Source organism: Pseudalkalibacillus sp. A8, from assembly GCF_045920555.1.
In the GTDB taxonomy this organism is placed as follows: Bacteria; Bacillota; Bacilli; order Bacillales; family Fictibacillaceae; genus Pseudalkalibacillus.
Map to the genome: position 1 here is coordinate 721035 of NZ_CP174509.1, position 22804 is coordinate 743838.

The 22804-nt window shown below is 41.7% G+C and carries 21 protein-coding genes and 1 pseudogene; 18 read left to right on the forward strand and 4 right to left on the reverse strand.

The window, feature by feature from the left end:
* The first annotated feature begins 4 nt into the window (after positions 1-4).
* From ACJROX_RS03870 to ACJROX_RS03930, 13 genes are all read left to right on the forward strand, one after another.
* Positions 5-1900, forward strand: coding sequence for a PrkA family serine protein kinase (locus ACJROX_RS03870; protein WP_408009450.1), 1896 nt, complete (start codon positions 5-7; stop codon positions 1898-1900).
* Positions 1901-2110: 210 nt separating this feature from the next.
* Positions 2111-2665, forward strand: coding sequence for a signal peptidase I (gene lepB / locus ACJROX_RS03875; RefSeq protein WP_408009451.1), 555 nt, complete (start codon positions 2111-2113; stop codon positions 2663-2665).
* 46 nt (positions 2666-2711) lie between these two features.
* Entirely contained in the window at positions 2712-2900 is a 189-nt protein-coding gene (locus ACJROX_RS03880; protein WP_408009452.1) for a hypothetical protein, read from the forward strand.
* A 312-nt stretch (positions 2901-3212) separates the two neighbouring features.
* Entirely contained in the window at positions 3213-3746 is a 534-nt protein-coding gene (locus ACJROX_RS03885) for a hypothetical protein (RefSeq protein ID WP_408009453.1), read from the forward strand.
* A 239-nt stretch (positions 3747-3985) separates the two neighbouring features.
* The gene (yhbH, locus tag ACJROX_RS03890) at positions 3986-5155 is read left to right on the forward strand and encodes a sporulation protein YhbH (RefSeq protein ID WP_408009454.1); all 1170 of its coding nucleotides are present in this window, start codon (positions 3986-3988) and stop codon (positions 5153-5155) included.
* 491 nt (positions 5156-5646) lie between these two features.
* Positions 5647-6486: a ComEC/Rec2 family competence protein gene (locus ACJROX_RS03895; protein ID WP_408009455.1), complete on the forward strand. Its 840-nt coding sequence runs from the start codon at positions 5647-5649 to the stop codon at positions 6484-6486.
* An 85-nt stretch (positions 6487-6571) separates the two neighbouring features.
* The gene (locus ACJROX_RS03900) at positions 6572-6700 is read left to right on the forward strand and encodes a hypothetical protein (RefSeq protein WP_408009456.1); all 129 of its coding nucleotides are present in this window, start codon (positions 6572-6574) and stop codon (positions 6698-6700) included.
* A gap of 196 nt (positions 6701-6896) precedes the next feature.
* Entirely contained in the window at positions 6897-7334 is a 438-nt protein-coding gene (locus ACJROX_RS03905) for a CBS domain-containing protein (RefSeq protein WP_408009457.1), read from the forward strand.
* A gap of 213 nt (positions 7335-7547) precedes the next feature.
* Positions 7548-8213, forward strand: a complete 666-nt coding sequence (locus ACJROX_RS03910; RefSeq protein WP_408011568.1) for an HAD family hydrolase — start codon at positions 7548-7550, stop codon at positions 8211-8213.
* Between the two features lie 8 nt (positions 8214-8221).
* Entirely contained in the window at positions 8222-8614 is a 393-nt protein-coding gene (locus tag ACJROX_RS03915) for a VOC family protein (RefSeq protein ID WP_408009458.1), read from the forward strand.
* 16 nt (positions 8615-8630) lie between these two features.
* Entirely contained in the window at positions 8631-10178 is a 1548-nt protein-coding gene (locus ACJROX_RS03920; protein ID WP_408009459.1) for a GNAT family N-acetyltransferase, read from the forward strand.
* Between the two features lie 330 nt (positions 10179-10508).
* Entirely contained in the window at positions 10509-12242 is a 1734-nt protein-coding gene (locus ACJROX_RS03925; protein ID WP_408009460.1) for a phospho-sugar mutase, read from the forward strand.
* 367 nt (positions 12243-12609) lie between these two features.
* Positions 12610-12939, forward strand: coding sequence for a YnfA family protein (locus ACJROX_RS03930; RefSeq protein WP_408009461.1), 330 nt, complete (start codon positions 12610-12612; stop codon positions 12937-12939).
* Here the strand turns inward: ACJROX_RS03930 and ACJROX_RS03935 are convergent.
* The 4 genes from ACJROX_RS03935 to proC form a co-directional block, all read right to left on the reverse strand.
* Positions 12932-13513, reverse strand: a complete 582-nt coding sequence (locus ACJROX_RS03935) for a YitT family protein (RefSeq protein ID WP_408009462.1) — start codon at positions 13511-13513, stop codon at positions 12932-12934. The two genes, ACJROX_RS03930 and ACJROX_RS03935, sit on opposite strands and share 8 nt — an antisense overlap.
* Positions 13514-13776: 263 nt before the next feature.
* The gene (locus ACJROX_RS03940) at positions 13777-15039 is read right to left on the reverse strand and encodes a glutamate-5-semialdehyde dehydrogenase (protein WP_408011569.1); all 1263 of its coding nucleotides are present in this window, start codon (positions 15037-15039) and stop codon (positions 13777-13779) included.
* 80 nt (positions 15040-15119) lie between these two features.
* Positions 15120-16244, reverse strand: coding sequence for a glutamate 5-kinase (gene proB, locus ACJROX_RS03945; RefSeq protein WP_408009463.1), 1125 nt, complete (start codon positions 16242-16244; stop codon positions 15120-15122).
* A gap of 58 nt (positions 16245-16302) precedes the next feature.
* Entirely contained in the window at positions 16303-17142 is an 840-nt protein-coding gene (gene proC / locus ACJROX_RS03950) for a pyrroline-5-carboxylate reductase (RefSeq protein ID WP_408009464.1), read from the reverse strand.
* Between the two features lie 333 nt (positions 17143-17475).
* Here proC and ACJROX_RS03955 point away from each other — a divergent pair, with 333 nt between their 5' ends.
* From ACJROX_RS03955 to ACJROX_RS03975, 5 genes and pseudogenes are all read left to right on the forward strand, one after another.
* Positions 17476-18039: a cysteine hydrolase family protein gene (locus tag ACJROX_RS03955; RefSeq protein ID WP_408011570.1), complete on the forward strand. Its 564-nt coding sequence runs from the start codon at positions 17476-17478 to the stop codon at positions 18037-18039.
* Positions 18040-18117: 78 nt separating this feature from the next.
* The gene (locus tag ACJROX_RS03960; RefSeq protein WP_408009465.1) at positions 18118-19527 is read left to right on the forward strand and encodes a SpoVR family protein; all 1410 of its coding nucleotides are present in this window, start codon (positions 18118-18120) and stop codon (positions 19525-19527) included.
* Between the two features lie 207 nt (positions 19528-19734).
* Positions 19735-20491: pseudogene (locus tag ACJROX_RS03965) on the forward strand (DUF2087 domain-containing protein).
* Positions 20492-20884: 393 nt separating this feature from the next.
* On the forward strand, positions 20885-21007 hold the full coding sequence (locus ACJROX_RS03970; RefSeq protein ID WP_408009466.1) for a hypothetical protein: 123 nt from the start codon (positions 20885-20887) through the stop codon (positions 21005-21007).
* A 41-nt stretch (positions 21008-21048) separates the two neighbouring features.
* Positions 21049-22803 (forward strand): ABC transporter ATP-binding protein, encoded by a 1755-nt coding sequence (locus ACJROX_RS03975; RefSeq protein ID WP_408009467.1) that lies wholly within the window; start codon positions 21049-21051, stop codon positions 22801-22803.
* Position 22804 lies beyond the last annotated feature (1 nt).

The window sequence follows — 22804 nt, forward strand, 5'->3', positions numbered from 1 at the left end:
ACTCATGGATATTTTAGGAAAATTACAGCAATACCGGGAAGAAGAAAAGAGATTGGTTTGGGAAGGTACCTTCGCTGAATATCTTGAAATTTTACGAGAGCGTCCTGAAGTTGCTCAATCTGCCCATTCTCGTGTTTATAATATGATCAAAAGCCACGGAATTAAAGAAATGAATGGGAAGAAACGATATAATTTCTTTTCCAACCAGATTTTCGGGCTGGAGGATGCGGTAGAGCGGCTAGTAGAGGAGTATTTTCACCCATCTGCAAAAAGATTGGATGTCCGTAAGCGGATCTTGCTTCTGATGGGACCTGTCAGTGGTGGTAAGTCGACGATTGTAACGATGTTGAAAAGAGGATTGGAAGCATACTCAAGAACGGATGAAGGGGCCGTTTATGCCATCAAGGGATGCCCGATGCATGAAGATCCGTTGCACCTGATCCCGCAATCGATGCGAGAGGACTTTTATAAGCAGTATGGGATCAGAGTAGAAGGGTCCTTGTCACCATTGAACATGATGCGGCTGGAGCAAGAATATGATGGACGCATTGAGGATGTTATCATCGAAAGGATTTTCTTCAGCGAAGATAAACGGACAGGTATTGGTACCTTCAGTCCTTCTGACCCTAAATCCCAGGATATCGCGGATTTGACAGGAAGTATCGACTTTTCTACGATTGCAGAGTTCGGTTCAGAATCGGATCCTCGGGCGTATAGGTTTGATGGAGAACTGAACAAAGCAAATCGTGGAATGATGGAGTTCCAGGAGATGCTAAAGTGTGATGAAAAATTCTTGTGGCACTTGCTATCATTGACACAAGAAGGGAATTTCAAGGCAGGAAGGTTCGCCCTTATTTCAGCGGATGAGCTTATCGTCGCTCATACGAATGAAGCTGAATACAAGTCGTTCATATCCAATAAGAAAAACGAAGCATTGCATTCCCGTATCATCGTGATGCCGATCCCGTATAATTTGAAAGTGACGGAAGAAGAGAAGATTTATGAAAAGATGATCAATGACAGCGATATCGCCGATTTCCATATTGCACCGCATGCTTTAAGGGTTGCAGCGATTTTCTCTGTTTTGACACGTATGAAAGAATCGACGAAACAGGGTGTCGATTTTGTGAAGAAGATGCGGCTATATGATGGTGAAAATGTTGAAGGGTTCAATCATGCTGATGTTGAAGAACTGAAAAAAGAGTTCCCGGATGAAGGAATGAGCGGGATCGATCCACGGTATGTTATCAACCGGATTTCTTCTGCAATCATCCGTAAAGACGTGCCAGCCATCAGTCCCCTCGATGTTCTCAGGTCGCTGAAGGATGGACTGAACCAGCATGCATCAATTTCAAAAGAGGATCGGGAGAAGTATATCAATTTCATTTCCGTTGCTCGTAAAGAGTATGATGACATTGCGAAGAAGGAAGTTCAGAAAGCTTTTGTGTATTCCTATGAAGAGTCAGCGAAAACGCTTATGGATAATTACCTCGATAATGTCGAAGCCTATTGTAATAAAAATAAACTCCGTGATCCATTGACTGGTGATGAAATGAATCCGGATGAGAAGCTGATGCGTTCGATTGAAGAACAGATTGGCATTTCTGAGAATGCAAAGAAAGCGTTCCGTGAAGAAATTTTGATCCGAATTTCCGCATATGCACGTAAAGGGAAGAAATTCGATTACAATTCACATGAGCGTTTACGTGAAGCTATCCAGAAGAAACTGTTTGCGGATCTTAAGGACGTCGTAAAGATTACCACTTCGACTAAAACACCGGATGAGTCCCAGCTTAAGAAAGTTAATGAAGTCATTGCACGTTTGATTGATGAATATGGTTATAACTCGATCTCTGCAAACGAACTCCTCCGATATGTCGGAAGCCTCCTGAACCGATAACAACGGCAGAGTCAAAAATTGACGAAAAGGCGTACCTATGCGGCACGCCTTTTTTTGATGACCAATTCTCGGTGCCAGGCACTCTCTTTGTATTTACTTACGTTTGTCTGTTATACTTGTTAACAAAAATTTAACACGTGGTGTACTTGCTTTTAAATTGTATAAAATGGTAAATTGAATATAATAACGAAAAAGGGTGTGTAAGCATACATGACCAAAACAAAGGGTAGTTTTTGGGAATGGATCAAGGCGATTGGAATTGCACTTCTGATTGCGTTTATAGTTCGTCATTTTCTTTTCACGAACTATGTCGTATATGGTGAATCTATGATGCCTACCATTCAGGAAGGTAATCGTTTAATTGTTAATAAAATCAATTATGATATTACCAAGCCGCAGCGGTCTGATTTGATTGTCTTCAAGGCAAATGAACAAGAGGATTATATCAAACGGATCATTGGTCTGCCAGGTGATAAAGTTGAATATCGGAATGATAAATTATACATCAACGATCAAAAGGTTGAAGAGAAATACCTAGAACGGTTCAGGAAGGATCTGCAGGAAGGTTCGCAATTGACAGGGGACTTCACTTTGAAAGACATCACTGGCAAGGAACGCGTTCCGGAGGGGATGGTTTTCGTATTAGGTGACAACCGTCTCCACAGTATCGACAGCCGTCACATTGGGTTCGTACCGCTTGAAAGTGTCGTCGGGGAAGTCAATCTCAGGTATTGGCCGATGTCTGAATTCCAGGTCATCCATTAAAGGTTTATTTTGTGAAAAATATGGGTAACGATAGTTCAAGAGGTGGTTGCCTATAACTAAGAAAAATGATAAAGAAAAAGAGTCAATGAACAGCTCCATGGTGAGAAATGAAAAAGAACTGAAGGAACACAGCAAGGTAATGGAACACGTCTCATCGAATGAAAATGTTAAGAAAAGCGGTAAAGTACCAGACCCAGAGCAACATGAAACTAAAGCCGATAAAGAGGATAAATAACGCCAAAAGAGGATTGACCCGATAAAAGGGTCAATCCCTTTTTTGCATTGCCGATGTTAATGACTGTTGGTGATTATCTATTTGAAAATTATTTAGTTGAAATTCGCGACACTCCCGCGGGAAAAGCGAGCCAGACGAAACCCTGCATTGAGGTGCGAGCGAGAAGGCTTGCGGATCGCCGGCGGAAAGGGAGTTGATTTCGCATAAATCAACAATGAAGAAAAACAAAGCCTTTGCATTAAAAACAATGAAACCCAATAGTATATACAACGTATTAATAAAAAAGGGGTAAAATGGAAGGGATGATTACATATGTTTCTTTTTCTGGGCGGAGTCATATTAATTTTGATCGTTATATTCGTCATACTTTATTTTTTCGCACCGCATTCTGAAATGATGCATGCTTTTAAAACTACACGCAGTTTTGTGATCACCATGCTTGTAATGACCAGTGTCGGAATATATTTGATGGGTGCCCATTTCAATGGTCTTCATGAAGCTAAGTGGCGAACGAGTTGGCTGTATGAAACGACCTTTGATGAGAAACCTGTGGTCTATGCCGGATCAGAATCAGAAATTGGGCTAGTATTAAATCAAGAGCCGCAAAAGGATATAGTATTTGAAAGTGAATTGGTTACATGGAAGCCTTATAATGAATTGTCTATCGAGTTGACTCGAAAATGGGGTGGAGTAGAGCCGATTGAAATGACCGTTTCAGGACAAAAGGAGAACATCCCTCCTTACAGGTATCCGATTGCCATAACGTTCCCTGAAGATGGTATATGGAAATTAGAAGTGAAATCAGAAGGGAAACAAATGAACGAAATTATTATTGAAGTTGAATAAATATGAATAGGACTGGTTGATAAGGACGATCGAATTGTTCGGTCGTTTTTTGTATCTCTAAGAACCTGTCCGATAAAATTCAGTTATCCATAGAAAGATACAAAACTTTATAAAGACAGGCGTCTTTTTTGTTTGAATTTATTAGCAATTCTGAACATTTACTGCATAGGATAGAGTAATCCCCCGAAAGTAAACGTGCTCTTATTTTTCGGGGGAAATCAAATAAGGAGGGGAATCAAATGACCGTCAATAAAAAAGGAAATTTCGTCGTGTCACAGGAGAACTGGTCCCTCCACCGAAAAGGCTATCAAGACCAACAGCGTCATATGGAGAAAGTTCAAGATGCCTTAAAGAACAATCTACCAGACTTGATCAGTGAGGAAAGCATCATACTATCCAATGGTCACGATGTCATTAAAATTCCGATCCGTTCCCTGGATGAATATAAAATCCGTTACAATTATGATAAATCAAAGCATGTCGGGCAGGGAGACGGAGAAAGCCAAGTCGGTGATGTCATTGCGCGTGATGGAAAGCCTAATGGTAATAAAGGTGCTGGCAAAGGGAAAGGTGCTGGCGACCAGGCAGGGAAAGATTATTATGAAGCAGAGGTATCCCTGTTAGAACTTGAAGAGTTGTTATTCAAAGAACTTGAGCTTCCGAATTTACAGCAGAAAGAACAAGAGGACATCGTGCTTGAAAAGATCGAGTTCAATGATATCAGAAAGACAGGACTGATGGGCAATATCGACAAGAAGAAAACGATCCTTACCGCCTATAAACGGAATGCATTGAAAGGAGATCCGTCGATCATACCAATATTTCCAGAAGATCTTCGATTCAAAACGTGGAATGAAAAAGAAAAGCCAGAATCTAAAGCTGTGGTCCTCGCGATGATGGATACGTCAGGTTCAATGGGCATTTGGGAAAAATACATGGCTCGAAGCTTTTTCTTCTGGATGACACGCTTCCTTCGGTCTAAATACGAAACAGTAGAAATTGAATTCATCGCACATCATACTGAAGCGAAAGTTGTAACTGAGGAAGATTTCTTTTCTAAAGGTGAAAGTGGAGGTACGATCTGTTCTTCCGCATACAGAAAGGCGCTGGAACTCATAGAAGGTAAGTATTCGCCGAGTCGTTATAACATTTATCCATTCCACTTTTCAGATGGTGACAACCTTACAAGTGACAATGCTCGCTGTATAAAGTTGGTCCAACAGATCATGGAAGTGTCGAATATGTTCGGATATGGAGAAGTGAATCCTTACAATCGCCACTCCACCCTTATGAGCGTATACAAAAATATCAAAGATCCAAAATTCAATTACTATATTTTAAAAGAAAAAAGAGATGTATATCATTCGATGAGAAGTTTTTTCAAGAAAGGCGAACAGAATTTGGCATAAGCCAGCTGACCCTTCATCAACGATAATCGATGAAGGGATTTTTATGGAAGTTTTTAATTAAAATTCGGAAATATACTCGCTTTCCGCGGGCAATCTGCAAGCCTCCTCACTTGCACACGGATGTCAACACAAAAATGAAATCATTTTCGTCTCTACGATGAGAATTCTTAGAAGCTTTCCTTATACTGGCTTCGACGTGCACCACAAGACCACGAACTTAAATTCCATCCTTTTAGTTTTGCGCCGAGTAACCGCAGGCGCAGGACGAGGTGGTATTTAGTCGAAATTCATTATTATAGTCGAAGATCCTTTTATAGCGGGGTTTCGCCTAGCTTGCTTTCCAGCAGGAGTCTCGCATATTTCCGCTGCCCTGGTTTTCCTTTTCAAATTTAATTATTAACAAACTTTTGAAAACAGCTTTATGGAAAATAATCTCCCCTTTCCTACATAAACTAAGAGCAAATTTTAAGGGGAGGTTCTTCAAAAATCGAATGAGACTACTTATTGTAATTCTGATGCTGATCGTATTATTTCCTCAACCGGCTGAAGCGTTATGGAAGACGAACCTCGAAATGCATGTGATTGATGTCGGACAAGCGGATAGTATTTACATTGAATTGTCAAATGGGAAAAATATCTTGATTGATTCAGGTGACGAACACGACGGTCCCAAGGTCGTTTCTTATCTTCAGAAACGCGGAATTGAAGAAATCGATTATTTGATTGCAAGTCATCCTCATCATGATCATATCGGAAGCATGGACGCAATTTTTGAATCCTTTGAAATCGATAGGATCTACATGCCTTCCGTCAAATACCATACAACTTATTACAAGCGGTTGATGAGGTTGGTTGATGAATTTGGAGTGGAGCAAATAGAAGCAAAAACCGGGGTAAAAGAAAAATTGGCCCGCAATATCAAGATGGAGTTTTTAGCACCTTTAAGGAAAAAATACAAATCACTCAATGATCATTCAGCTGTGTTGAAAATCGATCATGGGAAAAAATCGATCCTTTTGATGGCTGATGCGGGTATGGCTTCTGAGAATGAAGTGGTGAAAAGGTTGGATGACGAAAAGATTGATGTGTTGAAGGTTGCACACCATGGGGCCAATACGGGGACAAGCAACGGACTGTTGAAAAAGGCCAATCCGGATTTTGCTGTAATTTCGGTAGGTCGAAAAAATAAATACGGTTACCCTTCCAAAGAGGTTTTAAAACGGCTGAAAACGCACAATGTTCAAGTGTTTCGGACCGACAAGCTGGGTACGATCATTATGAAAAGTGATGGAAAGTCAGTCCGTTTCTTTACGGAGTTTCATCAGTCATGATTCGGATTTTTACGTACTATGAATTGCGCTGATGATATGCTTATTGAGCATCGTACACATGAATGTTTTGTTGAACAGCTGGTAGATGAGCTCGCGATTTTCCGGTGAAGTCACATATCTCGGCGGAATGAATGCTGTTCAAACTCAATGCAATGATATCAACGGTACATTTATGACAGCGACAAATGGTTTGATAATCAGGGCTGTTCAATAATACAGTTACGACTGTTGGGGACAATTTCATTGTAATAATCTTTTGCCATTGTTCCACCTCATGATGTAAAATATGGATTCTTTATAAGTATAGAGGAATTGCTATAAAAATGAAATACAAAATTCGTTGTAAAAAAAGGCAAAATAATCTTCATTTCCATCGGCTAAACTAAAGTGGAAAGGAGGATGTGCTTACAATGGATAATCAAATTCGTTCACTTATGTCAGGTAATGTCGCTTCTGTTTCTCCACAACAATCGATTAAAGAAGCAGCAGCTTTAATGAGTCAATATAACGTGGGTGCTATACCGGTCGTAGAAAACGGACAACTTCGAGGGATCATAACAGACCGTGACATCACACTGCGTTCAACAGCTCAAGGAATGGATGGAAATACACAAGTATCTCAATGTATGTCCAACAACATCATTTCGGGGGACCCGAATATGAGTGCCCAAGAGGCTGCTCAATTGATGTCCACCAACCAGATCCGCCGTTTGCCTGTTGTTGAAAACAATCAGGTGGTAGGTATTGTTTCACTTGGAGACCTTGCCACGAAAGACCATGATCCAAACAATGCAGGCCAAGCTCTATCAAGCATTTCTACTCCTTCGAACCCGAACACCCTTCAATAACGAGAACAAGCATCCTTAATGGGTGCTTGTTTTTACGACTTACTGAATTTGGAGATGGGGAGCGGCGACATTACAGATTAATTGATGCAATACATAGTAGGCGTTGATACATTGCTTTTTAACGGGCACTATGTCTCTGGCATGGTTATCACTTGCCAGTCGACAAGTTTTCTTTATATATTGGTGTTAGATGATGGAAAGGGAGTGGGGAGTTTGATCAAAGCGATTGTTTTCGATTTCGATGGTTTGATTTTAGATACAGAGTCGTGTGAATATGACGTTTTACAAAAGATCTATAAAGAACATGGGGCGGAACTGCCATTAGAGGTCTGGGGAGAATGTATCGGCACGCATTCCAATTATTTTGATGCGCATGAATACCTGGAGAAACAGATCGGTAAGAAACTCGATCGCAATACCATCAAACAGCAGCGATTGGATATTTTCCAGGAGCTCATCAAAGATAAAGGACCGATGCCTGGGGTGATCGAGTATCTTGAGGCAGCAGAACATTTAGAGTTGAAGATCGGACTTGCTTCCAGCTCTTCTTACAAGTGGGTTTCAAAGCATCTTAAGAACCTTGGTATTTTCGATTACTTTGAATGCATCAAAACTTCAGATGATGTGGAAATAGTAAAGCCAGACCCGACTCTCTTTTTAAAAGCAGTGAAATGCTTGGGCGTAAAACCTGAAGAGGCTGTGGCATTTGAAGATTCAGCGAACGGTGCGAAGGCAGCCAAAAAAGCCGGATTACATACGGTCATCATTCCGAACATGGTAACACGTCATTTGACGTTTGAAGAGTATGATTTACGCCTTGAGTCGCTCGCAGAATTGGAACTAAATGAGATGATCGAACAGTTTTCAAACGGACGGTAAACGGGAATATGACGATCATAGGTTTCAACCACATCACACTTAATGTAAACGACCTGGTTGAATCATTGCATTTCTATGAAGACATACTTGGTATGAAAAGGGTCCATCTAGGTAATACGGACGCTTACCTTGAGAGTGGTTCGGCATGGATCTGTCTTTTAGAGAAAAAGAGCCTGAAGACGACTGAAGCTGAGGTCCCAGGTGTTGATCATTTTGCATTTTCAATTGAAGAGGATGATTTCTACAACACCGTAGAGCTGCTTAAAGAAAAAGGCATCCCGATTGTACGGGGTCCGATCGAGCGGGGCGGTGGTCTAGTGGTGAACTTCCTTGACCCTGATGGTATTGAATTGGAACTGAATACTTCAGATCTAAAAACAAGAATGAAGGATTGGCGATAAGGAAGGATGGTAGTTCATGTCATCGTTTGATGAGTCGAAATATGAAAAGAAAATCATACTTAGGAACATAGAAGAAAAAGATATTGATCAAATCCTTAAATTGCAAAAAGTATGTTTCCCCAATATGGAGCCATGGAAAAAAGAGCACCTGGAGAGTCATCTGAATATTTTTCCAGAAGGGCAATTCTGCGTCGAATATGATGGTAAAGTAGTCGGCACTTGTTCGAGTTTAATTGTAAACTTCGATGAGTACGATGAAAAACATACATGGGATGAGATTACGGATGAAGGGTACATCACCAACCATGATCCAGAAGGGTATAACCTCTATGGCATCGAAGTCATGGTCCATCCGGAATTCCGGCGGATGAAAATCGGCCGCCGCTTGTATGAAGCACGTAAAGAGTTGACAGAAAGACTGAATTTGAAGAGCATCATCATCGGAGGAAGGATTCCGTATTACCATAAATACGCCGATAAAATGTCACCTAGAGAATACGTAAAGGAAGTCGTCAATCATAATATTTTCGATCCAGTATTGACCTTTCAATTGATGAACGGGTTTACGTTGATGCGGGTAAACCCTTCATATCTTCCTGACGACAAGGCATCGAATGCTCATGCTACCTTGATGGAATGGAACAATATCGATTATAGAGCAACTTCCAAACGTCATTTCAAAACATCGTTCCCTGTACGGATTACGACAATCCAATATATGATGAAACAGATTTATACGTTCGATGAGTTCGCAAACCAGGTTGAATATTATACGGATGTCGCTTCAGATTATGGATCGGATTTTGCTGTTTTCCCTGAAATTTTTACAACTCAGCTTATGTCTTATTTAGATGAAAAGAGTCCGAGCCAGGCGGTGAGAAGGCTGACTGAGTACACTGAAGATTATATCGAACTTTTCACAGAGCTGGCGGTCCGTTACAACGTGAACATCGTCGGTGGCTCCCATTTCGTTGAAGAGGACGGCAAGATCTATAACATCGCTTACTTGTTCAGGAGAGATGGTACGATTGAAAAGCAATATAAGCTTCATATCACACCGAATGAACGGAAGTGGTGGGGAGTCAGTCCTGGAGATAAGGTCAATGTTTTTGATACTGATTGCGGAAAAGTCGCAATCTTGATCTGTTACGACATCGAGTTCCCAGAGCTTTCGAGATATGTGACTGATAAAGGAGCGCGGATCATCTTCACCCCGTTCTGTACTGACGATCGACAAGGATATTTGCGAGTGCGTTATTGTGCGCAAGCTCGAGCGATCGAAAACCAAGTTTACACCGTCTTAGCTGGAACGGTAGGGAATTTACCCCAAACGGAAAATATGGATATCCAATACGCGCAATCAGGCATTTTTACACCATCCGACTTTACATTCCCTAGAGATGGGATTGTTGGTGAATGTAACCCGAATATCGAAACAGTGGTGGTTGGCGATGTCGATTTAGAGATTTTACGGAGACATAGAAGGTCAGGAAGCGTCATGCAACTCCGAGACCGAAGACGCGATCTATACGAAGTGACGATGAAAAAGCAGGATGAACAATAATTCTACAATAAGGCAGACAGGCATTCGACCTGTCTATTTAATTTATGGGAGAGTATTCTACACCGTTCTTAGGTGAAAAGTCCTGTATTTATATTTTCCGGGGAATAGTGACACATTGTAACTGCATTATTTGCCACAAACTGTTTTCGACATAAATCAGGCTCTGAATCTCTGAACCCATCTGAAATAGTTGGGACTCACGAATTTTATAGAGGTAGCCTATGGAATTATGGCAGGTTTCTGGAAAGTCTTCGCCAGAGAAGTGGTTGAAAGCCTTAATTTCTTATACAATAGGGATGAGCGGTTTATAAATGAGTTTAGGAGGAAGACATGAGCTGGAGAAAAGATTATGATCGTTGGAGCAGTTTTCAACAACTTGATGAGGAATTACAACAGCAGCTGCATAAAATGAAAGATGTTGAAGAGAAGCTGGAAGATTGTTTTTATAAAACATTGGAATTCGGAACCGGTGGTATGCGCGGGGAAATCGGACCTGGAACGAACCGGATGAACAAGTATACGATACGTAAGGCCGCTGAAGGACTGGCAAGATACATAGAATCATTCGGAGAGAAAGTGAAGCTTAGAGGTGTTGTGATTGCGTACGATTCCCGTCATAAGTCACCTGAATTCGCGATGGAAGCCGCAAAAACACTAGGTCGTCATGGCATTCAGACCTATGTATTCGAAGACCTTCGCCCGACGCCTGAATTATCTTTTGCAGTTCGTTATTTGAACGCCTTCTCAGGTATTGTGGTCACAGCAAGTCATAATCCGCCTGAATACAATGGTTTTAAAGTCTATGGAGAAGACGGAGGACAACTTCCGCCTGCACCTGCAAACGATGTCATCAATTTTGTGAATGACGTTGAAAATGAATTAGAAATCGAAGTTTCGGATGAGAATGAGTTGAAAGAAACCGGACTATTGAAGATCATCGGGGAACAAATCGACCGTCCTTATAATGAAAAATTAGTTGGTATTTCTGTAGATCGTGAGTTGATCAAGAAGCAAGAAGATTTGAAAATCGTCTTCACCCCATTGCATGGAACAGCGAATATACCAGTCCGAAGAGGCCTCGAGTCCTTAGGATTCAAGAACGTCACTGTTGTCAGCGAACAAGAAAAGCCAGATCCGGAGTTTTCGACAGTAAAGTCACCGAACCCGGAAGAACATGCGGCATTTAAACTTGCCATCCAATATGGTGAACGTGAGGGAGCTGACGTGTTGATCGCAACCGACCCTGATGCCGATCGTGTCGGTGTGGCTGTTAAGGATGACCAGGGGAAATACGTTGTACTGACTGGAAACCAGACAGGTGCTTTGATCCTCAATTATTTGCTGAAGCAAAGGAAAGCGCAGGGCACTTTACCGGAAAACGGGGTAGTGCTGAAGACGATCGTCACCTCCGAAATCGGACGTACAATCGCTGGGAAATATGGGCTTGAAACGATTGATACCTTGACAGGATTCAAGTTCATCGGAGAAAAAATGGGCGAATTTGAACGTTCAAGCCAATATGAATTTTTATTCGGATACGAGGAGAGTTACGGTTACCTGATCGGGGATTTTGTCCGTGACAAGGATGCAATCCAGGCTTGTCTGATGGCGGCTGAAGTGACAGCTTATTATAAATCGAAAGGCATGACACTCTACGAAGGTTTGATAGAAATCTTTGAAGAGTATGGTTACTATCAAGAAGGACTTGAATCGTTGACGCTGAAGGGGAAGAAGGGTGAAGAACAGATTAAGGAAATTCTTTCGACTTTCCGTAATCAGCCACCTTCCGAATTCGAAGGTATTCCGATTTCTGTGATTGAAGATTACCAGAGCCGTGAGCGTTTACTGGTGAAATCAACCGAAACAGAAGCGATCGTGTTACCACCATCCAATGTGATCAAATATACACTTGAGGATGGATCATGGGTATGCTTACGTCCATCTGGGACTGAACCGAAGATTAAATTTTACTTTGGTGTTCAGGCTTCTTCCCTTGATGAAAGTAAAGAACAGCTTGAAAGGATCAAGAAAGACGTCATGGATAAAGTCAATCATATAACGTGAATATAAAAGGGGCCTTCCATTGCGTGACACCCTCCGTTCAAAGGAGGTGTCTGGCACGTTACTTACGGGAAAGCCCCTTTTACTGTGGTGTGCGAATCTCTTTTGGATTTGATTTTACCCACACCTTTGCATGTTTGACATTTCCTTTTCCTCATTAAAAGGTATTAATGAGGATACTTTACCTGAACCTTTGCATTTCGGACAGATAACAAAAATCGCCAAGAGCCATCATCACCTAACTTTTATATTACGTGCATTCCGTAACTCCTTCTAGGGGTAAACTTCTATTATCAGTCTATGTAATAATCGACTTAGCTAAACTTATCTTTAAAATATCATGGGTAGGATGAACGAAAGAGGTGCAATTATGATTCAAGCAATCTTACTATTTATCATTGCAGGACTTGCAGAAATCGGGGGAGGCTATTTGTTTTGGCTTTGGTTAAGAGAAGGTTCCCCTTATTGGTATGGAATTGTGGGGGCTCTCATTCTTGTCGTTTACGGAATCGTTCCGACCTTCCAGGCTTTCCCGACTTTTGGGCGTGTGTTTGCAGCTTATGGCGGCGTTTTTATCGTATTAGCTCTTTTGTGGGGATGGTTGATTGATAGAAAAACCCCTGACCAGTATGATATTCTCGGGGCGATCGTATGTCTCATTGGTGTTTCTATCATAATCTGGGCACCGCGGGTCAATTAGAAGGTGTAAGAGAACTTTTCGTCAGGGTAATAAAAGTTGTCGTTACGCCGACCGCAACGATAGTGATCACCGAATAAAGAAAAGACTGGGTACCAAGAATCAAACCACCGCAGGCAATGACGATTGCATCAATCAGGAAGATGAGGATGCCGACATTCACCTTGGTCAATTGGGAAAGCATTTGAGCGAGTAAATCAGTACCGCCTGTGCTTGTATCCTGTTGAAGCATGATGCCAATCCCAGTCCCGACTAGAAAGCCGCCGATCAATGCGCATAGCAATAGCGGGGGATGACTCCAGTGGCGGATTGGTGCAAACGCATCTATGAAAAAGGAGGATATCAACATCCCATGCAAACTGTTATAAAAGTAAGATCGATGGTAAAACCAGGCTAGTCCATAAAGAGGCAAACTTAAAAGGATGATGACTAAACCCGGCTGGAGGCCCCATGTATAATTGGCAATCAAACTTATTCCGATGATTCCGCCATCAAGCAAGTGGTTAGGAGCGAGAAGCCCATTGATGCCCACACCGATAAATAAGCTGCCAATGATGATTGCGAACCACTTTTTCATCCTTAAACTCTCCCCGTAAATGATCTTTATTACAAGATATGTACAAGGTCCTGCGGATATGAAAGTGGAGGGAGGGGTCCCGGGGCTAGGATTTTTCGTGTAAGTCAATGCAGGCCAGGTCTTTATTACTGTTCTACTGTTCGGCGTAATTATCTTCTAAACCGGTGTGATTAACTGGCTTACAATTGCTGGGTTAAGCTCATAACATAAAAAAAACCGATCCATCATCGATTGATGTAGATCGGCCTTTTTCAGCTAGAGCTTTATCTGATTTGTCCAGTTCCGCGCATTACATATTTGACAGTGGTGAGGGCAGGAAGTCCCATTGGTCCGCGAGCATGTAGTTTTTGGGTGGAAATACCGATTTCAGCTCCAAAACCAAGAGCTCCGCCATCAGTGAACCGTGTAGATGCGTTATGATAAACAGCTGCTGCATCTACAAGCCCTAGGAATGTCTTTGCAGCTTGGTCGTCCTCTGTCACAATTGCCTCAGAGTGCTTCGTGCCATACTCTTCAATGTGATCGATGGCTTCTGTTACCTCATTCACTGTTTTAACAGCGATATCTGTCGAAAGATATTCATTTGCCCAGTCTTCCTCATCAGCTGGTACAGCACCAGGAATGATGCTCTGAGCATAATCATCACCATGGACTGTAATTGAGTGGTCTTCAAAGGCTTTATTCAGTGCTTCTTTATTTGTGTCTAGCCATTCTTTATGAACGATCACTGTTTCCGCAGCATTGCAAACTGCTGGACGATCTGTTTTCGCATTTACAAGAATATTGATCGCTTTCTCAACATCCGCAAATTTATCGATATAGATGTGGCAGTTGCCGACCCCTGTTTCAAGTACTGGAACAGTTGCATTGTTCACGACTGCTTGAATCAATGAACCACCACCACGAGGGATCAGAACATCAATGTGTTCTTTCATCGTAAACAGCTCTTGAGTTGCTGAACGATCTGTACTTGCGATGAACTGTACAGCTTCTTTCGGAATATTGGTCTTCTCTAAACCACGGTGCATTACATCAACGATCGATTTGTTTGATGAAAGGGCAGATGATCCGCCTTTCAATACGATGGCATTACCGGATTTCAAAGCAAGACCTGTCGCATCGACTGTCACGTTCGGGCGTGCTTCGTAGATCATTCCGATTACGCCGAGCGGTACACTCACTTGTTGTACATTCAAGCCATTATCAAGGGTCCAGTCTGACTTTATGACACCTGTCGGATCTTCAAGCTTTGATACGTCACGAAGACCTTGCGCAAATTCAAAAATTCGTTCTTTATTCAGTGACAGACGATCCATGAACGCAGCGTCAAAGCCTTTTTCACGCCCTTGAGCAAGATCTTCTTCGTTCGCTTTCAAAATCGTTTCGTATTCAGCTTCGAGGATATCTGCAACTGTCAGTAAAGCTTGATTCTTTTCATCAGTTGACAATAAGGACAATGTTTTTGCTGCTTTCTTCGCTTCAATCGCTTGCTTTTCGACACTTGTTTTTTCAATCGTAAGTGTGATGGGTATCAATTCCTTTCCATTTTTTATTTTAGCGGGGAGACCGGATCTCCGGCCACACATCTATATAAATTATAATCTATTTAGACTCCTACAGGTACTGCAGCATTCAGGTGACAGACCAAGTCTTCGCTTTCCACTGCAGCGACCTTGTAGTTTTTCAGTTGATCTTCCACTTTGTTATCTATGACTTTCTTCAACTCTTTAGAGGAGTATTTCATTACACCTAGCCCGATTTTTTCACCGTTCAAGTCCATTATACGGACGACAGCCCCTTTATCGAATCGTCCTTTTACACTATGCAAATCAGTAGGTGCAAGGCTTGTATTTCCTTCTTGAATTGAAACTTTCACTTGATCATCGATCGTGACTTCACCTTCAGGACCTGAATTGAAGGCGATCCATTGTTTCTTCTGATTCAAGTTTTCAATGTCTTCCTTCGGTTCGAAATACGTGCCTTTAGCTTCACGATTTACTGCATCATAAATGATATTGCCGGTATTGGCTTTTCCTAAAAATGCAGGAATACCTGAAGCAAGTGAAATTTTGAAAGCATCGATTTTCGATTTCATTCCTCCTGTGCCGACGCAACTTCCAGGGTCTCCAGCTGCAGCTTCGATTTCAGGAGTGATTGCGTGAACCTGATCGAGAAGCTGAGCATTTTCGTTCTTGCGTGGGTCGTCATCGAATAGACCATCGATATCAGATAAGATGATGAGTTGGTCTGCATTCACAAGTCCAGCGACTTTAGCTGACAATGTATCGTTATCACCGAACTTGAGAAAATCCATCGTAATTGTATCATTTTCGTTCACGATCGGGATGATGCCTCTTTCTAATAGTACAGTCAATGTGCTTCGTGCATTGTTATATCGTGTTTCATATTTAAAATCATCACGTGTAATCAAGATTTGGGAACCTACATATCCATGGGAGATAAACAGGTCAGAGTAAGTTTCAATCAAAAGTCCTTGCCCGATTGATGCTGCTGCTTGTTTTTCCGGCAGGGACTCTGGGCGGGAGATGAACCCGAGCTTACGATAGCCAGCAGCAACTGCTCCAGAGGATACGAGCAAGACCTCATGACCATCATCTTTCAATCGTACGACTTCATCTACTATCTTTTCTATTTTTCTACGGCTAAGCTCTCCGTGTAAACTAGTTAGTGAACTACTTCCAATTTTGATTACAATTCGTTTTTTATCCATAACTGGTTTCTCCATCACTCCATATCTTCTTTAGCTCTTTTGTATTTGTATTTCTCGATTATTTCTGTTCTGCAAATACTTTTTCTAGTTCTTCGCGCAGTTCTTTAGAGCGAGAAGCAGCTCCTTTTACTGCTTCAGCGATTGCCTTTCCCCCACCATGTTCAGCCAGTGCTTCTAATCCAGCAGCAGTCGTTCCGTTTGGTGAAGTGACGTTCTTTCTCAGCTGTGCAGGTGTTTCTTCCCGTTCAATCATCATCTGCGCTGCACCTCTGATTGTTTGAGCTCCGATTTTCCTGGCCAACTCACGATCCAATCCACCCTCGTATCCTGCCTGTTCCATGTGTTCCATCAAGTTATAGAAGTAAGCTGGTCCGCTGCCTGCAATACCTGTGAAGATATCCATCTGTCTTTCTTCAATGATGTAAGCTTCTCCGATACAGTTCATCAATTCTATCGTCAATAATACTTGATCCATAGATACGTGTTTACCCGGACAGATGGCTGTTGCGGATTCTCCCAACATGCTTGAGGTGTTCGGCATCACTCGAATGACCTGTTGGCCTTCATTCAAGTTTTCTTCCATATAAGAGGTAGAAATTCCAGCTAATACTGAGATTAACAACTGATCTGGCCGTAAGCGGTATTTTAAATCGGCTAAAACTGATTCAATATCTTTCGGTTTCATGGCAAGAATGAATACATCTATCTTACTGAAATCCAATTGATCTTTTGTTACTGCTTCAATTCCATATTTCGTTTTGATTTTAGTTAAACGTTCTTGGTTACTACGGTTGGACGCAATGATTTGTTCTGGTGCATATTTTCCGGATTCCACGATTCCTGAGATCATTGCTTCAGCCATATTACCAGCGCCTAAAAAGGCGACACGTTGTGTCATCAAAGTAACCACTCTCCTTTTTCCGTCCAATAATTAACGTTTTTTATCGTAACACTCACGAAAATTAATTCAACAGCTCACATCAAATAGGTTGTATATTGGCGAAAAAGTCCAGGTAAGCGGTTACATTGACTTTTATATGATTCAAATCCGTTCTAAGGATAAATAATCTCGGCACAGGGTATTATTTGGAAGCTGAAATCCTATCAAATCATATTTAACTGTTTATTTTGAATTTTCCGCTTATTTAACTTTAGTAGGAAGAAGAAGGGACTATTAAAATAATGAAGAAATAAAAACTGTAGTTACTTCAGAGGAGGTTTGACATTGAATATAGATAAAAGTACACCGTTAATTGTTATCGATGTGCAAAAAGCATTTTTCCATCCTAGTTGGGGAAAGAGGAACAACCATGATGCTGAAGAGAATATTGCTGATTTGATCAGGTATTGGAGAAAGCATTCGCGGCCGATTTTTTTTGTCCAACATGTTTCAGACAATCCTGCTTCTTTATTTTATATTAAGGGAGAAGGTGTTGAATTCAAGGGAAATTGCAGCCCAAAAAGTGATGAAGTGACCATCCGGAAAAAGGTGAATAGTGCTTTTATCGGAACAGACTTACATCAGCGGATAACCGAACTCGATTGTAAAAATGTCGCCATCTCAGGGCTTACAACAAATCATTGTGTAGAAACGACGACGAGGATGGCAGGGAACTACGGTTTTAATCCAATTCTGGTGGAAGATGCCTGTGCGACATTCGATCGAAAAGGTCCGGATGGAAAGCTTCATCTTGCTGAAGATATCCACCAAATGACGATTGTGAATCTTCATGAAGAATTCGCTGAAATCATGACCACTGGACAGCTTCTTCAACCTACTAATTTTCCGGGATGACGAATTCACTCTCCTGTTCATGAAAAGGGATTTACGACATACATTGTCTTATAGAATCCTTTTTTAGGAGGGACTGGGATGAGCATTGAGGAACATAAGGAGTTAATTAACGCCATTCACGAGATCACAGAAATCGCTGAGGGATTCGGGCTTGATTTTTACCAGATGCGTTATGAAATTTGTCCGTCTGATATCATCTATACATTTGGTGCTTACGGAATGCCTACTCGTTTTTCCCATTGGAGCTTCGGTAAGCAATTCCATAAAATGAAACTTCAATATGATCTTGGCTTAAGCAAGATTTATGAACTGGTCATCAACTCTGACCCATGTTATGCGTTCCTGTTGGACAGCAATACATTGATTCAGAACAAACTGATCATCGCGCATGTGCTCGCCCACTGTGACTTTTTCAAGAACAATATCCGATTCACGAATACTCGGCGGGATATGGTCGAAAGCATGACGTCTACAGCCGAGCGAATTGCAAACTACGAGCACCTTCATGGAAAAAAAGAGGTCGAGAGTTTCCTTGACGCAGTCCTAAGTATCCAGGAGCATATCGATCCTTCCATCATGAGGCCGAAGCTCAATTACAATTGGAAGGATGAAGAGGAAGAACTTGAAAGAAAACCGACCCCTTATGATGATTTGTGGGAAATGGATCCTAACGATAAAAAAGAAAAGAAAAAATCGAATAAGAAACGGAAGATCCCGCCTCAACCTGAGAAAGATCTGTTGATGTTTATTGAAGAATACAGCCGTGAGTTGGAGGATTGGCAAAGGGATATCCTCTCAATGATGAGAGAGGAAATGTTGTATTTCTGGCCACAGCTGGAGACGAAGATCATGAACGAAGGCTGGGCTTCCTTCTGGCATGCACGTATTTTACGAGAGATGGACCTGACATCGGATGAAGTCGTCGAATTTGCGAAGCTGAATGCAGGTGTTGTGCAACCGTCCCGGACTTCGATTAATCCGTATTACCTAGGGTTGAAGATTTTCGAGGATATCGAGGAAACCTACAATAATCCTTCAGAAGAGTTGCAAAAGCAAGGTGTTGAGAAAGGAAGCGGAAGAGAGAAGATATTTGAAGTACGTGAAATCGAGTCTGATATTTCGTTCATCCGCAATTATTTGACGAAGGATCTATGCAACAGGGAGGATCTATATCTCTTCCAGAAGCAGGGCAAAGACTACAGAATCACGACAAAAATGTGGGAAGAGGTCCGTGATCAACTCGTCACCAGCAGAGTTAACGGTGGATTCCCATATATTACGGTCAATGATGGGGATTATTTAAAAAACGGAGAGCTCTTTCTCGTCCATCATTTTGAGGATATGGAACTCGATTTGAAATATCTTGAGAAAGTTCTTCCTTATATCTATCAAATATGGGGAAGATCAGTACACTTGGAAACCAAAGTAGAGAACAAAGGAGTCGTCTTCACTTACGATGGGAAAGCAGTGCATAAACGGAATATATGACATAAAATCCGTCCTTCGGGGCGGTTTTTCATTTTAGCAGACCACCAGGACTTTACGTATCACCGATAAACTTATGAGGTCGAGCAACATTCAGGTATGATCGAGCAACTTTCGGACTAAGTCAAGCAACTCCAAGAATACATACCTGGAAATCGGGTTGCTGTCGTTAGCTTATTAATTGATAATTGCATTAGGAGTGTTTACAAAATGAGTGATCCAGATCTTTTCTGGAATGCCAATATAGAGGAATTGAAAGAAGGATTTATATTTGGTGGTGAAAGAGAAGTATTTACCTGCCTCATATGCGGCAAGAGTTTTCAAAAGGGCTTGATCTATCCCTGGACTGAAGGGCTTTTCATGGAGGCAGGACGTGTAATCAAACAGCATATCGTTGATGAACATGGCTCGATGCTCGATTACTTGTTAAGTATGAACAAAAAGTATACAGGGCTGACAGACGTTCAACGGAAGATCCTGATGAGCTTTAAGAGTGGTCAAACAGATAAGGAAATTGCCAAACATCTTGATGTGGGAAGTACATCAACAATTCGTACACATCGGTTCAAGCTGAAAGAAAAAGAAAATCAAGCAAAAGTTTTCCTAGCGATCATGGAGCTTTTGAAGAAACCGGATCAAAAGGATGACCTTGTCCAAATTCATAAGGGGGCGACGCAAGTGGATGAACGGTACGCGATTACGACAAAGGAACGAGAAAAGGTGATGTCTACTTATTTTAAAAAGGGACCCGATGGACCTCTTAGTCAGTTTCCAAGTAAAGAGAAGCGGAAAATCATTGTACTCCAGCATATTATTCGAAAGTTCGATCCTGAAAGAACCTACAAAGGAAGTCAATGAAGTGCTGAAACCGATCATTGATGACTATATTACTGTCAGACGTTATCTCATCGAATATGGATTCTTGGATCGTAATAAGGACGGCAGTGAATATTGGGTGAAAAAATAAAATGCTTAGTTGAAATTCGTTGCTGTGAATTTCGCAGGAATCATAGAATTGTAAAATAATTTGAAAAATAGCCAAAAGTCTATTGCCAAATGGAAACGGTTGGTATAAAATTTTACAGTACTTAGATAAAACTATAAAAAAAAGAAAAGGAGGTTAGCGTCATGCAGAAATATATCGATTTGATCAAAGGCAAGAACAAAGGAATTGTCGTGTCTTTCTCAAACAACTTTATAATGTGTGGCGTGAACCGATAAACACCTTTTCATTCATATTAGTGTGTCTGATCAGCTTGCGCCCAATTTTTCGGCGTGAGCTTTTATATTTCTGTTCCGTTTTCCAGGGAAGAAGTATGTCGCGAACGTGCGGCATACTTCTTTTTTTCTTTTAGGGGATTTGGAGAATAGTTTGGCCCAGCCAGACTTTCTTATATATGTTCAAAATCCGAAGGGAGAAATGAAGATGAAAGTGAAAAATCAATACCAAACAAGGCTGCTGGATCGGATTGAAGGCGGCTGACAATTCAACGGAAAAACCAAAGGCAGGAGAGGGGATAAAGCATGTTTTCAGTACTAATCAAACTAGGATGGTTTTTTAAAAGACATTGGAAGCGTTATACGATCGCAATCGTATTGCTTCAGATCGTCAACTTGATCGAGGTTGTACCGCCAAAGCTGATTGGAATGGCGATTGATGAAATGACGATCGGGTCATTGACGGCAGAACGATTATTTCAGTTCGTCGGTTTCTATCTAGCGCTTATGGTGGTCAACTACATCCTTTGTTACATATGGATGTATCAGCTGTTCGGAGGAGCATTTTTAGTCGAGCGTACGATGCGCTCAAGCTTCATGCGTCATTTGTTGAAAATGACTCCGACCTTTTATGAGAAATATCGTACAGGGGATTTGATGGCGAGAGCGACAAACGACCTTAAAGCGATTTCAATGACAGCTGGATTCGGAATTTTAACATTGATTGATTCAACGTTTTTTTTGATCACGATCCTTTTCGTAATGGGCTTCTTGATCAGTTGGAAGCTGACGCTTGCAGCATTGCTTCCGCTTCCGATCATGGCAATCCTTATGAACCGTTACGGAAAGCTTATGCATAAACGGTTTACAACTGCCCAAGATTCATTTGGTGAGCTCAATGACCAGGTTCTTGAGTCCGTATCAGGTGTTCGTGTCATCAGGGCTTATGTCCAGGAGAAAGCAGACCACAAACGCTTTGAAAACCTTGCAGATGATGTTTATAAAAAGAACGTTTCAGTGGCACGTATCGATTCCCTATTCGAGCCGACAATCAAAGTGCTTGTCGGTGTCAGTTATCTGATTGGATTAGGATATGGGGCATTCCTCGTATTCCACAAAACGATCACGTTAGGAGAGCTAGTTTCCTTCAACGTCTATCTTGGAATGTTGATCTGGCCGATGTTTGCGATCGGTGAACTGATCAATATCATGCAACGGGGCAATGCATCCCTGGATCGAGTCAACAATACCCTTGATTATGAACCAGATGTTAAAGATGGTGACGGAGTCAAGGTGATCTCTGAAGCTAGCGAAATCAAGTTTGAAAATGTCACCTTCCGATATCCAAGTTCTCAAGTTGATAACTTGAAAGATGTATCCTTCACATTGAAACAGGGGCAGACACTGGGGATTGTCGGAAAAACTGGTAGCGGAAAGACGACCTTGATCAAGCAGCTGTTACGTGAATATCCGTTAGGAGACGGGAAGATTTCTATTTCTGGTGTCCCGATTGACAAAATTCCAATTTCACAGATTCAGAGCTGGATGGGATATGTTCCACAGCAGCAAGTTCTCTTTTCCAGATCTGTAAAAGAGAATATCCAGTTCGGGCTCACGGAGACTTCTCAAAAACGCTTGAAGGAAGTCGTCGATCTATCGTCGCTCACCAACGACATCGACAATCTGCCACAAGGCATGAAAACGTTGGTCGGTGAGAAAGGTGTCGCGCTCTCTGGAGGACAGAAACAGCGTATTTCGATTGCGCGTGCATTGCTCGTCAATCCAGACATCCTTCTGCTAGATGACGCGATGTCAGCGGTTGATGGGAAAACAGAAGCTAAAATCATTGAAAGTATCCGAAATGAACGATCCGGGAAGACGACGTTCATTACGACACATCGCCTGTCTGCAGTCCAACACGCGGATTGGATCCTTGTTATGGATGAGGGCTGTGTCATTGAAGAAGGAACACATGAAGACTTATTGAAAACCGGAGGCTGGTATAAAGAACAGTATGAAAGACAGCAATTAGAAGACGGCCTCTCAGAAGGTGTGGTGTAAC